This window comes from Methanolobus halotolerans (genome assembly GCF_004745425.1).
Classification (GTDB): domain Archaea; phylum Halobacteriota; class Methanosarcinia; order Methanosarcinales; family Methanosarcinaceae; genus Methanolobus; species Methanolobus halotolerans.
Genome location: NZ_PGGK01000001.1, coordinates 48,010 through 59,870 on the forward strand (window position 1 = coordinate 48,010; position 11,861 = coordinate 59,870).

An 11,861-nucleotide genomic window follows, 5' to 3' on the forward strand; every position below is an offset into this window, starting at 1 on the left:
TCTGCAACTACAACTCGGGAAAAGGTGCTCTCATTGAATCTTCATCCCTCTCCCATCCAGCAACTCTTGCCGACAAGCCCAGATTGTCAGCCCTCTGCCATGAAGTAGTCTCGATCTCCCGAGGCATTATACGCCAGCCTGCGAGATTACAGGGGGATATAGATAAGTTCCTCACAAATAAATTGAGCTATCATTTTAAAAAAAGGACAAAAATAGAAAAGGTAGTTTGAGTAAACCACCGTTCACCTGACAAAGGTCACATTCCCGCCGCGCACAATCATCATGTTATTCTGGACCGGCAGGAGTATTTTGGCGTAAAGTTCCCACTGGTTGCTTCCGTCTTCTTCAGTTACTGTCCAGATGTCGTAGTTCCAGTATTTCCTGTCTCCGTTCTCATTGAGTATTGTCCATCCGCTAATTCCATTATATGTGTCTGAGAGCGTATTTATTGCCATTTTAACACTCTGGTCGTTATCCGGGATGGCATCCAGGTCTGCAAAGGTGGCTATCCAGAGGGCATCATATGATGTCAGTGCATAGGACTCGGGAGTTCTTCCTAGCTTTTCTTCGATCCGGGGTCCGACTTCCTGATATCTGTCATTTGCTATTACATATCCATACATTGATGCCTTGAGGTTCGTTTCCGCTGCAAAGGCAGCTGCTTCATTATCATTGATAAGCTCTTTGTTCAGTGCCATGCCGTCGGTGCCGTACCAGTCAACTTCTGACAGGGCAGGATATTCCTTTGCCAGTTTAAAGATATCTGTTGCTTCTCCGAAGGAACAAAGAAGTACAGCCACGGAAGCTTCACTATTTTCGGAAATTGCAGTTACTACTTTTTCATTGAGTGCCTCCACCTCTGAGGAAAGGTCCGTGTTGTCGGAATCATATGTTATGCTCTCAAGCACAGTACCATTAAGAGTTTCGAAATTCTTCCTGATCTCATCAGCAAGTCCGGTACCCCATGAATCGTTCCTGTACATTGGGATCACAACATCGGTCCCCTCCTCATTCATGAATGTAGCCAATGTCATTCCCTGGTTTGTATCATCAGGCACAAACCGGAACAGATTATCGCCAGGAATGGCTAAAGACGGGGCTGTTGATGCAGTACTCATAAGGATGATATCATTCTCGGTTGCATATTCCAGGACGGCTTCTGCTTCATCGCTTGCCTGCGGGCCGACTACGATATGGATTCCCATTTCATCAAGCGCCTTGAGCTGTTCGAGGGCTGTCGCAGGATCACTTTCGGTGTCCTTTATAATCACTTCTACGTTCTTTCCAGAACCGAGTCCTGAGAAATAACCATTGATATCGCTGGCCGATACCTCAATTGCTACCTGGCTTGCTTCTCCTATAGAGGCAAGATCTCCGGTAAGCGGCAGAAGAGCACCTATGATTATATCTTCGGATTCGCTTGTAGCTCCTTCGGATGATTCAACACATCCTGACAGAAAAGTTGCTAAAAGGAATATACTGATTAGAAAATAAGTTGTTTTTTTCATAAAATCACATTGAATCTATGCAAATACTATATTTATATATTTCTACTGTATTTGTGTAGTTAATATATAGGGTTTGCATTCTCGTTCTCCAACGGCAACTTATAGATACTTATTAATAGCATCATACCCGAAAAAATGATTAAGTGGTATTTATGTGGCTAGGTACAAAAAAAGTAGTAATAATCCTGGCGGTGCTCCTTATAATTATATCAGTGACCGGATGCACCTCCGATAATGAAAGCAGCGATAATAGCGAAAGCATTTCAGCAGATGGTGGTGATGCCGGTGATGAGTACACCAACTCCATCGGCATAGAGTTTCAACTTGTAGAAGCCGGAAGCTTTGATATGGGCACATCGAAGTATGCTTACTCCCAGCCAATCCATGGGGTAAGGCTTGCGGATCCATTCTACATCGGCAGGTATGAAGTGACGCAGCAGCAATGGGAAGTGGTCATGGGTAGCAATCCTTCAAAGTTCAAAGGTGATAACCTGGCTGTCGAAAGTGTATCATGGAACGATGTCAGGGAATTCATTGACAGGCTGAATGAGATGGAAGGTACTACAAAATACAGGCTCCCGACCGAGGCAGAATGGGAGTATGCTGCACGGGCCGGTACAACCACACTCTATTCGATCGGGGAAATGGATGAGAAAGAAGGTCCTTTCCTGGGGGATTATGCATGGTACCAGGCAAACTCTGATGGTATATCGCACAACGTGGGAGAGAAATTAGCTAACCCGTGGGGACTTTATGATATACATGGCAATGTCTGGGAATATGTAGAGGACAGCTGGGTTGACAGCTATTCCGGTGCATATGAAGATGGCAGGGCGGTTGAGAAGGGGCCGGGTTCTCTGAGGGTTGCCAGAGGTGGTAGTTACTCCAGTAAAGATAATGCACTGGAATCTGCATACAGAAGAAGACAGGATCCACGTGATGGGGATCCTTCGATAGGTTTCCGTCTTGTGATGGATTCCTGATATTCTTTCTTTAACCTTCTCTTTTTTGATCGGGGTCGTATATTTTAATCCATGCTCCTGTCTTTGTGACAATAGACAGATTTTTGATACAGGACATCTCTATTGCAGTTAGATGGTCGAAAAAGACGGGGTCATTAACAATATCAATTATATCTTCAAGAAATATTCAGGTAAAGAAGAACTGGAGAATGAGGTCAGTAAGCTTCAGTCCCATTTGTTAGAGCTTGAGCTGAATGTAAAGGCTGCAAATACACGCTATGAAAAGAGTGCGGTATCCGAAAAAAAGGCCGTTGCAGCAAAACAGGAGTCCGAAGAGAAACTGAAATCTGCTGAAGTACGACTCCGCACTCTTGAGCATGAGCTTGAGAAACAAAGAATAGATACTGCGGGGGACTTATGCTTTACCCGCAGGGATCAGTTCGGTCAACAGCGGGTTGAGGAATTCATTCTGTCCCTGTCGTCCATAAAATACCCGCCCGGCTCATTGTCCACAGTATATATTGCTGCAGGGGCAGTACTGGATGGTCTGCAGGATCATGAGGCTGTGGTGGAAAGAATAGACAGTGAAACCCTTGCAATGGTCGATAAAGTGACCTCTTCAACAGGCTACGTACTATTCCATTCTCCTGATCACCTTGTAAATGAACTGTTAGTTCCGCCTTTGCCTCTGAATACCTCTCAATGGACCACAGGTGACACTTTTGATACTGATCTTTTGCTCGGGTCGCTAAGAAACAATGTAAGTATCTGTGTCCTGCTAGCACACGCCGGTGAATCATTTGTGGGATATTCACTTGACTCCGAGGAGTTCGATTCATTCCAGATGATAAAGAGTAATGTGAAGGCTAAACATGCGAAAGGAGGCTTTAGCCAGAGACGGTTCGAGCGTCTCAGGGACGAGGATATAGCACATCATATCGACAAGGTAAGGTCGTCTCTCAAAGACATGCTTGAGGAATTCGAAGGGAACACAGACTACCTTATCCTGGCAGGTGATCCTCAGCTTGCAAAGGAAATGGCTGCTGACATCTCCCCGGATATCGAACAGATCATCTCCTCTTCTGATGTCCGTTTGGAAAAACAGAATATATCAGACATCCTGAAACAGCTTTTGGTCTATCGAAGATATCGGTTTTGAAAGGTTGGATTGCTATGAGGAATAAAGATGAGCTATGTGGAATAATCGATGCCCTTGGTGCCCTGAGCATCGAAGAGATATATATCGCTGCGAAAGAAATATCCCTGCTCAGGGGCGGTGTTCCATTGACGCTGCCATCCATAAAGGACATTTGTGCAGAAGCTGAAAAAGAGCATCTGGTTGCTGTTGTTTCCTGGGAGGAAATTGAAGGTCTTGAAAAGAACGATATTTCTTATTATATACTGGGTCCGAATGCTTTTCCTGAGATACCTTTCGAATTGAGTGAGGTCATTGATATACTTGAGATGTCTACAAGGCAAGTCGACCTTAGCAGAGCTGCAAGCAGGTTCAGTAAGAATTTGCATAAGAAGGTGAATAATCTGGAGAACAAGATCGACTCCATTGATCCGGCAAAATTTCATCCTGAAGATCTTGAGAACCTTGAACACAGATATAGTGACATACTTAACCAGTATTACGATTACAGTTTCTGGCTTCCGGGCGACATGTCAGCTATCGGGGCAGAGATACAGCAACTCAGTAAAAGGATAGAAGTCCTTAAGTCGGCATAAGGTATTTGGCAGTTGGATATAATCAGGTAGCAGATTCGTATGGCAAGAGACAGACGGGACAATTATTATTGGCGGGCTAAGGATGAAGGTTTTCGCTCCAGGGCTTCCTACAAACTTTTACAGATAAATGAAAAGCATGGTGTTATTAAACAAGGGGATACGGTAGTAGATTTGGGGGCTGCTCCCGGTGGCTGGCTCGAAGTAGCAAAAAAGTTGTCTGAAGGAAGAGTAGTTGGTGTCGATCTGAAAAAGATAAGCCCGATCGAAGGTGTTGAGACTATCAGGGGTGATATCACTTCGGACCGGACTGTGGAGAAGATACTGGACATGGTTGGTAAGGCAGGTGCCGATGTTGTTATATGTGACGCCGCACCGAATCTTTCCGGAAACTGGAGCCTTGATCATGCAAGGTCCATAGACCTGACTACCTCTGCTCTTGAATGTGCCAGAAAGATATTGAAACCCGGGGGCAATTTCGTTGTAAAGGTCTTCCAGGGAGACATGTTCAAAGGTTTCCTTGACGAGGTGCGCAATAACTTTACTTTTACCCGTTCATACTCTCCACACGCTTCAAGGTCCCAGAGTGCCGAGATATACGTTGTCGGTAAGAAGTTCCTCACGGCACCTCTTCGCAGAGGCGATGAGTTCGATATCGAGATAAAGGAACTGGGTTCTAGCGGGGATGGAGCTGTTCTGGTAGAAGGTTTTGTGGTCTTTGTGAAAAATGTACAGGTGGGTGATTACGTGAAGATCAAAATAAAGGATGTAAAACCGAATTTTGCCTTTGCGGATGTCATTAAAGTTATGGAACCCTGATCATCTGTAGTTTTCCCAAGGTGTTCTGGGTTGATATGGCTTTTAGGCATAGTCTGATAACTTAGATTAAATCTTAAATATGATGCTGACGATGATGTGATATCTGCATCACTTCCAGTATGGGGTCTGGCTCAATGTTACCTGTTCCAAGAAAGATTCCGGGGCGTATTGCTGTGGTCGCTGCAATTGCAATCCTCCTTATAGCTGGTGCTGCACTTTTCGATCAATTCATGGTAAAACAGACAATTGGCGAAGTAGAAAGCCGCTGGGAAGAAGCGAACAAGTTAAGTGAAAAAGGACAACATGAACAGGCTTTAATAATCTATGGTAGTGTTTTTGAACTGATCTCCCCCGATGAATTCCCAAAACAGTATGGAATGAATCACTACTATTGTGGTAAAACATACGGGGGGATGGCTTCTCAGGTAAATGCCTCCGGCAATCTGCAGAACAGCATATCCGCATACAATGTGGCTGCGCGTTATCTGGCAAAAGAGAATCATCCGGGGGAATTCGCTCTTGTGCAGTACGGTCTGGGTGATGCCTGCCTGAACTTATACGGGTTGAATAACAGGAAAGGAGATCTTCAGACCGCGATAAATTACTATGAGGAATCACTTAGTTACTATACTGTGGCCAGCGATCCTCATTACTTTGCATCAGCAAATAACAGGCTTGGAAACGCCTATAGGAAAATGGGTGTCCGACAAAATGATTCAGAATACCTGTTAGCAGCTGTAAAGTCCTATAATGAGTCTTTGAGAGTTTTCAGAAAAAATGTATATCCTGTGGAATATGCGGGTGTGCAGAACAACCTTGGGAATCTGTATCTGGAAATATCGGAATTCACTGATAAAAGATCCAATATCAACAAAGCCGTAGCTGCATATAACAGTGCTCTGGATATACTGACAATTGATGCTCAGCCTGTAGAATATGCTACTGTACAGAATAATCTGGGTAACGCTTATTTTGAACTGTCTGCGATAGAAAACAAAAAAGTGAATTCTGAAAAGGCAGCAAGTTCCTACCATCAATCCTTAAAAGTGTTTACAGTAAATCGTTTTCCTGTTGAACACGAAGGAATCATGGACAATATCGCAAAGGTTTACTCAAATCTCTGAATTCCGTACCTAAAAAGAGTAAATGCTGCCTTTTTATCTCTCCTGCAGAGTCTCCACTTCCTCTACAAGTCTTTGGCCTGCAGCAATTTCATCTATGCTATGTACCACAGCTCCCAGTTCCTCAATTGAATTCTTTATTTCTTCATAATCCAGATTTTCTCCTTCCACAGTGATTTTGACGGTCTCCGTCTGCTGGTCTACTTCATATAGGCTAAGGTTGACACCATGGACGCCATCAATCACACTCAATACATTGGAGAGCTCCACGATTGATGGATGATGGGGTTTTAGTACATCAAGGACCAATCTTCTGATTCCTGTCACTTTTTACCTCCTTCCTGATAGGAATATGCTGATAGTTAAACTACTATTGTGGGATATGAGCTTGCTGATAGTTTAAGGCTTCTGGAATTTAAAGCCCATGGATGGTTTTATTAGAGTTAGATGCATAGCTATGTATAAAATTCAAATTCCGAAAAATAGGTCTAAGGTATTATCATGATAGATATGCATACTCACTCAATCTTCAGTGATGGTGAACTAATTCCCAGTGAGCTTGTAAGAAGGGCGGTAGTTAAGGGTTACAGGGCGATAGGGATTACGGATCACGTTGATTTTTCCAATGTAGAACATGTTCTGGAGAATGTCAGGAAGGCTAAGTATCTGGAAGATGAACTTGAGATCCAGGTGGCTATAGGTGTCGAGATAACACACGTTCCTCCCCGGAAGATCGCTCCCTTGGCACGGAAAGCAAGAGAACTGGGGGCTGAGATCGTTGTGGTCCATGGTGAGACGATCAACGAACCTGTTATGCCGGGTACGAATGCTGTTTCAGTTGAACTTAGTGACGTTGACATACTTGCACATCCGGGTTTTATAACCCCGGAGGAAGCTGAGACTGCCCGGGATAACGATGTGTGCCTTGAAATAACCGCACGCAATGGGCATAACAGAACGAACGGGCATGTAGCAAGGATAGGAATGGAAGCAGGTGCAACACTTGTTGTGGATACTGATGCGCACAGTCCCAATGACCTTATAGATCGTGATTTTGCAAAGATGGTAGCAATGGGTGCGGGACTTAATGAAAAGCAGGCAAATGCGGTGCTTGATAACTCAATGCGCTTCCTGAAAAGATAGGTGATTCCGATAATTGTTTCAAATGCGCAGGAAGATCATTGATATCTCTGTCGGCATATCTTCGGATACATGTGTATATCCGGGGGATCCGGAAACCCTTATAGAATCGGTATACTCCATCAGAGGTGACGGGTATGCGGTTTCCCGGGTTAGCTTTGGTACTCATACCGGAACTCATGTGGATGCGCCTTCCCATATTATTGATGGCGGCCCAAATATTGACAATATCCCGATAGAATCGTTTGTGGATGGGGCTTTAGTTCTCGACCTCTCCTTTGTAAGTACGGATATATCGCTTGATGACCTGGTACTTGCTTTTGCAGGATTTGAAGGATATGATGCAAGTGATGTCCGGGTCCTGCTGATAAAAACTCACGAGTACGCTCATGAAGACCCGGATGAAACCCCTTTTACTGCTCAAAGGTGTCTGCAGTCCGATGCAGGCTCCTGGATAATGGAGCACGGTTTCAGGGCAGTCGGGGTGGACACTCTTTCTGTAGATGTGTCTCAGTCCCTGAATAACCACCGGCTGTTTCTGGAGAACGGGGTGATTATTGTAGAAAACCTGGATCTATCCGGAGTCGAACCCGGCCTGTATGATTTTATATGTTTACCTTTGAAACTGCATGGTTGTGAAGCAGCACCTGCACGTGTGGTTCTGGTCGAGAAAGGATTTTTGAATAAATAATCTATTTTTATACAGACACTAACATATTAATACATTCATTTAAATATGAGATATGTTATATTATGTCATGTGTAACAGTTTCAAGTGAGTGCAATGTTTTTTTGCACTTCCTTCTGCTCAATACCTAAATTTATTAAATAATAGAATTAATATACTATGAAGCAGATATTCATATTACACAATTGTTAAAACGTTGATGAGGGAAATCGCACGAAAGCAAATCAGAAGCGTACAATGCACAGTGATGACCGTGCACAAGTAGGCATAGGTACTTTAATTATTTTCATATCGATGGTACTGGTAGCTGCTGTGGCATCAGCACTCCTGATAAAAACCTCCGGTGTGCTTCAGCAGAAGGCTTCTCAGACAGGCCAGGAAACCACCAGGGAGGTCGCATCCAACATGCGTGTAGACCGTGTGGAAGGCGAACGTGCGAAATACTCAACGATCACAGTAACAAATGATTCGATATCAAATGCAAATCTAATCTGCTATAAGGGCCAGATAGTCGAATGGATCTCTTCTTCGGGAGCTTTTAATGTCTCAATAAATGGGGGAGATGCTATCTCGGTTGCCGATGGTTCTTTTTACGAACAACGTTTTTCTCAGACGGGTGAAAATAATTTCACTGTAACTACAGAATCTGGCTCTGTTATTCCTGGAACGATTACTGTCGGTGATGAGGTCGAGTATGGTGAGATCACAAAATTACACATCTCCGTATCCCTCGGTCCTGGCAGTGAGGACGTTGATCTGTCGCAACTGATCATCTATCTTTCAGATGGTGAGCATGTTGCCAATGTAAGGTATGATACATCAGATACGAGTACTGAGATACATAAACCTACAGATGAGTACTTCTCTGTAAGTCCGATACGTTCTCGTGATCAAACATCATTCAAGGCCACACAGCCGGTGTTAAGAACAGGTGATATCATGGAGGTCATAGTTGATATTCGACAGGTTTTCAGGGAAGATAATATGGACTATGAGGGTCTCAAACCCCGGACAGAAGTATCTTTCCAGGTAAGGCCTGAAGCAGGAGCTCTTGTAGTGTTCGACTTTACAACACCTGGTGCTTATTTTAATGAAAAATACATTCTGCTAAGATACTGAAAGCAGGTTTGAATGTCAAATATTAAAAGTGAGACAGAGTGTATTTTCCGTCATTTAGAACAAGTTCAAAAACGAATTCACCTGCAACAGGATTCTCAATAACAATTCCTTTATTTTCGGACAGACTGCCTGTGTCAATGTTCCACTCTCCTTTTTCACCGGGAATACCTTTTCGGAATTGGATATCTTCACCACTGATCAGGAATCGCTTCTTCATTCCATTATAATATTGAACGATAATTGTGTTATTCTCAACAATCCACGGGGAATTACTTAGATCCCCGTCAGTATCCGGGTCCGGATCGACTCCTAATGATATATATTGTACATTATCCGGAAGGGATAATTGTGCGGTGCACATTGAGCCCTCCGTACTTTGTACATCCTTTAAGTCTCTTGGGTATCCGTTTTGAATGGAGAGCAGTTCCACAGAAAGGTCATTGATCTCTTTTTCAACCTGTGATCCGGTCAGGTACGGAGAAACATTGTTCCATGAGACTGTTACAAGGATAAGGATTACTCCTGCGCTGATGAGATAGAACACCATTTTCTGGGGTACTGTATCGATACCTCTGGTGTCTTTCCAGAATCCCCTGTCATTTCGTCCCATTCTTCTCCTGTTTTAATCCAGCCATTCGAAGAAATTGTCAATGGCCCTTCTTCGATGGGAGACCTTGTTCTTTTCTTCATTACCAAGTTCACCGAATGTTTTCCCGTTATAATCAAAAATAGGGTCATATCCAAAGCCGCCGGTTCCACGTTCTTCATAAGATATCTTACCCTCTACTGTTCCGGTGAATACCTTTGGCTCTGAGCCGGGCTCGCAGTAGCCAATGACGGATTTGAAGGTTGCGGTCCTATCCTTTTCATCTTCCATAAGTTTAAGCACTCTTCCGTTCCCTAGTTTCTCTTCCACAAAGGCAGAGTAAGGTCCGGGGAATCCTTTGAGTGCCTTAATGAAAAGCCCCGAATCATCCACCATCACGGGCATTCCCAGTTTCTCAGCTGCCCATTTTGCTCCATATGCTGCGATGGGTTCAAGCTCATCTTCCTGTAGTTCGGGATAGCCGTCACGGTTCTGGATAACCTCTATCCCTTTTACCGCAAGAATTTCCTTTGCTTCACCGAACTTGCCTTTATTACCTGTCACAAAAACTATCTTACGCATATCTGCCTCTTTTTTCTATATCTCTTACTCTTTCCAGCACTTCTTCAGCATTATCACACGTTTGCCTGTAACCTCTGCAAAAAGCATCTGTAAGTATCTCATGATCGTGATGGGTGCTCTCAAAGGTCTGGAACAGGACATGTATATCCACTCCTCTTGCCTCGATACCCGGATCAATGAAAGATAGTCCGAAATCTATCATGTATATCCTGTCGTTATAAACTATCATATTTGAAGTTGTAAGATCACCATGTATGATGCCGCCCGTATGCAGGTTTCCCACAAGTTCTCCGAGCCTTTCGCTTAAACTTTCATCGACAACATATTTCAGAGGTGTTCCCGGTATGTATTGCATAACGATTGTTGAGTTCTGTACGTCGTGCACTATTGGAGTCGGTATGCCCAGACGCCGGGCTTCGGATATCAGACGTGCCTCGTTCTTTGTCCTTTCTTTCCGGATGCGTTCGTCAAGTTCCTTCTGGCGGTATTGTTTAGGGATTCTCACTTTGATTACATATCCCCCCTCTACTTTAACTGTGGCTTCGGCACCTCTTGTCAGATACATAATATCACTTCACCTTTCCATGATCATTTACGCCAGCTGACATCCACGTCGTCAGGCCTGAAATTCGGATTCACATGTGAATCTTCGATAGCCAGAGTATCTCCTGCTTCATACATAAGAAGCCCCAGATAAGCTATCATGGCCCCGTTATCCCCCATAAATCTTTTTTCGGGTACATAGAAGGATGCTCCTCTTTCCTCACACATTATGTCCAGCATTTCCCGAAGTCGCATATTAGCTCCCACACCACCTGCAAGCAGTACCTCATTCTTTTCTGCATGTGCAAGTGCACGTTCGGTTACCTCTACGACCATGGCAAAGGCGTTTTCCTGCAATGAGTAGCATACATCTTCGATGGGATATCTCTTCAGGGCTTCCGTTGCTGCAGTTGAGAGTCCTGAGAAGGATAGGTCCATCCCTTTGACCACATAGGGCATGGGGATGTAGTTCGCTGACTGTTTAGCCAGCTGCTCTATCTTCGGTCCGCCCGGATGACTGAGGCCTGCACCTCTTGCAAATTTATCAAAGGCATTTCCAAGACCTATGTCCAGGGTCTCGCCGAAAACACGATATCTTCCCATCCGGTAAGCCAGTACCTGGGAGTTGGCGCCACTTACATATAGTGTCACAGGATCCTCAGCGGGTGTCTTCCAGCGTCCGACCTCTATGTGTGCGAGACAGTGGTTAACACCTGCAAGTGGTACATCAAGTTTTATCGAAAGCATCCTCGCTGCGGTGGCCACAGTGCGCAGACAGGCACCAAGTCCGGGTCCCTGCGAGAAAGAGATAGCATCGATGTCAGAAGTTCTGATGCCTTTTTCCTTAGCCTCTTCAAGGGCTTGCTTAATCATAGCAGAAGCGTATTTGGCATGATGCTGCGCAGCTTCACGCGGATGAATGCCTCCGGTTGGCGGACTGTATGTATCAGTGGCCTCTGATATGACATTTTTCTCATTTACTATGGCAACGCTGAGATTCCATGCAGTGCCCTCTATACCAAGGACTGTTCCTTTCAAATCTATTTCTCCAGCGCTTAATGGTCA

14 protein-coding genes are annotated in these 11,861 nt (G+C 44.4%); 8 read left to right on the plus strand and 6 right to left on the minus strand.

Annotation, left to right across the window (positions count from 1 at the left end; genetic code table 11):
- Positions 1 to 242: 242 nt before the first annotated feature.
- Positions 243 to 1,508 (minus strand): ABC transporter substrate-binding protein, encoded by a 1,266-nt coding sequence (locus CUN85_RS00255; protein WP_135387812.1) that lies wholly within the window; start codon positions 1,506 to 1,508, stop codon positions 243 to 245.
- A 152-nt stretch (positions 1,509 to 1,660) separates the two neighbouring features.
- On the opposite strand from CUN85_RS00255, the gene CUN85_RS00260 reads away from it, so the two are divergent.
- The 5 genes from CUN85_RS00260 to CUN85_RS00280 all read left to right on the plus strand — a co-directional run bounded on the left by CUN85_RS00260 (position 1,661) and on the right by CUN85_RS00280 (position 6,141).
- On the plus strand, positions 1,661 to 2,491 hold the full coding sequence (locus CUN85_RS00260; protein WP_135387814.1) for a formylglycine-generating enzyme family protein: 831 nt from the start codon (positions 1,661 to 1,663) through the stop codon (positions 2,489 to 2,491).
- A gap of 112 nt (positions 2,492 to 2,603) precedes the next feature.
- Complete coding sequence (locus tag CUN85_RS00265) at positions 2,604 to 3,629, plus strand: Vms1/Ankzf1 family peptidyl-tRNA hydrolase (protein WP_135387816.1); 1,026 nt, start codon at positions 2,604 to 2,606, stop codon at positions 3,627 to 3,629.
- Positions 3,630 to 3,643: 14 nt separating this feature from the next.
- Positions 3,644 to 4,201 (plus strand): DUF7109 family protein, encoded by a 558-nt coding sequence (locus CUN85_RS00270; protein ID WP_135387818.1) that lies wholly within the window; start codon positions 3,644 to 3,646, stop codon positions 4,199 to 4,201.
- A 39-nt stretch (positions 4,202 to 4,240) separates the two neighbouring features.
- Positions 4,241 to 5,017 (plus strand): RlmE family RNA methyltransferase, encoded by a 777-nt coding sequence (locus tag CUN85_RS00275; RefSeq protein ID WP_135387820.1) that lies wholly within the window; start codon positions 4,241 to 4,243, stop codon positions 5,015 to 5,017.
- A 134-nt stretch (positions 5,018 to 5,151) separates the two neighbouring features.
- The gene (locus CUN85_RS00280) at positions 5,152 to 6,141 is read left to right on the plus strand and encodes a tetratricopeptide repeat protein (protein WP_135387822.1); all 990 of its coding nucleotides are present in this window, start codon (positions 5,152 to 5,154) and stop codon (positions 6,139 to 6,141) included.
- 33 nt (positions 6,142 to 6,174) lie between these two features.
- Here the strand turns inward: CUN85_RS00280 and CUN85_RS00285 are convergent, their stop codons facing one another.
- On the minus strand, positions 6,175 to 6,465 hold the full coding sequence (locus tag CUN85_RS00285; protein WP_135387824.1) for a DUF211 domain-containing protein: 291 nt from the start codon (positions 6,463 to 6,465) through the stop codon (positions 6,175 to 6,177).
- Positions 6,466 to 6,639: 174 nt separating this feature from the next.
- Here CUN85_RS00285 and CUN85_RS00290 point away from each other — a divergent pair, with 174 nt between their 5' ends.
- The 3 genes from CUN85_RS00290 (at position 6,640) to CUN85_RS00300 (ending at position 9,085) form a co-directional block, all read left to right on the plus strand.
- Complete coding sequence (locus CUN85_RS00290) at positions 6,640 to 7,281, plus strand: histidinol phosphate phosphatase domain-containing protein (RefSeq protein WP_135387826.1); 642 nt, start codon at positions 6,640 to 6,642, stop codon at positions 7,279 to 7,281.
- Between the two features lie 22 nt (positions 7,282 to 7,303).
- A complete protein-coding gene (locus tag CUN85_RS00295) occupies positions 7,304 to 7,969 on the plus strand; it encodes a cyclase family protein (protein WP_235856145.1) in 666 nt (221 codons plus the stop codon).
- Between the two features lie 234 nt (positions 7,970 to 8,203).
- The gene (locus tag CUN85_RS00300; protein ID WP_135387830.1) at positions 8,204 to 9,085 is read left to right on the plus strand and encodes an archaellin/type IV pilin N-terminal domain-containing protein; all 882 of its coding nucleotides are present in this window, start codon (positions 8,204 to 8,206) and stop codon (positions 9,083 to 9,085) included.
- 22 nt (positions 9,086 to 9,107) lie between these two features.
- On the opposite strand, the gene CUN85_RS00305 is transcribed toward CUN85_RS00300, so the two are convergent.
- From CUN85_RS00305 to CUN85_RS00320, 4 genes are read right to left on the minus strand one after another with little or no spacing between them, the layout of a single operon-like run.
- A complete protein-coding gene (locus CUN85_RS00305; protein ID WP_135387832.1) occupies positions 9,108 to 9,695 on the minus strand; it encodes a hypothetical protein in 588 nt (195 codons plus the stop codon).
- 12 nt (positions 9,696 to 9,707) lie between these two features.
- Positions 9,708 to 10,253 (minus strand): XTP/dITP diphosphatase, encoded by a 546-nt coding sequence (locus CUN85_RS00310; protein ID WP_135387834.1) that lies wholly within the window; start codon positions 10,251 to 10,253, stop codon positions 9,708 to 9,710.
- Positions 10,246 to 10,818 (minus strand): Kae1-associated kinase Bud32, encoded by a 573-nt coding sequence (locus CUN85_RS00315; RefSeq protein ID WP_135387836.1) that lies wholly within the window; start codon positions 10,816 to 10,818, stop codon positions 10,246 to 10,248. The genes CUN85_RS00310 and CUN85_RS00315 overlap by 8 nt, the downstream gene beginning before the upstream one ends.
- A gap of 23 nt (positions 10,819 to 10,841) precedes the next feature.
- Positions 10,842 to 11,834 carry a bifunctional N(6)-L-threonylcarbamoyladenine synthase/serine/threonine protein kinase gene (locus CUN85_RS00320; protein WP_135387838.1) on the minus strand — a complete coding sequence of 331 codons (993 nt, stop codon included), beginning with the start codon at positions 11,832 to 11,834 and terminating at the stop codon, positions 10,842 to 10,844.
- Positions 11,835 to 11,861 lie beyond the last annotated feature (27 nt).

Coding starts and splice junctions, on each gene's coding strand:
- CUN85_RS00260 (WP_135387814.1), top strand. CDS start 1,661: ATGTGGCTAGGTACAAAAAAAGTAGTAATAATCCTGGCGGTGCTCCTT.
- CUN85_RS00270 (WP_135387818.1), top strand. CDS start 3,644: ATGAGGAATAAAGATGAGCTATGTGGAATAATCGATGCCCTTGGTGCC.
- CUN85_RS00280 (WP_135387822.1), top strand. CDS start 5,152: ATGTTACCTGTTCCAAGAAAGATTCCGGGGCGTATTGCTGTGGTCGCT.
- CUN85_RS00295 (WP_235856145.1), top strand. CDS start 7,304: ATGCGCAGGAAGATCATTGATATCTCTGTCGGCATATCTTCGGATACA.
- CUN85_RS00265 (WP_135387816.1), top strand. CDS start 2,604: ATGGTCGAAAAAGACGGGGTCATTAACAATATCAATTATATCTTCAAG.
- CUN85_RS00300 (WP_135387830.1), top strand. CDS start 8,204: ATGCACAGTGATGACCGTGCACAAGTAGGCATAGGTACTTTAATTATT.
- CUN85_RS00315 (WP_135387836.1), bottom strand. CDS start 10,818: ATGTATCTGACAAGAGGTGCCGAAGCCACAGTTAAAGTAGAGGGGGGA.
- CUN85_RS00275 (WP_135387820.1), top strand. CDS start 4,241: ATGGCAAGAGACAGACGGGACAATTATTATTGGCGGGCTAAGGATGAA.
- CUN85_RS00305 (WP_135387832.1), bottom strand. CDS start 9,695: ATGGGACGAAATGACAGGGGATTCTGGAAAGACACCAGAGGTATCGAT.
- CUN85_RS00290 (WP_135387826.1), top strand. CDS start 6,640: ATGATAGATATGCATACTCACTCAATCTTCAGTGATGGTGAACTAATT.
- CUN85_RS00255 (WP_135387812.1), bottom strand. CDS start 1,508: ATGAAAAAAACAACTTATTTTCTAATCAGTATATTCCTTTTAGCAACT.
- CUN85_RS00310 (WP_135387834.1), bottom strand. CDS start 10,253: ATGCGTAAGATAGTTTTTGTGACAGGTAATAAAGGCAAGTTCGGTGAA.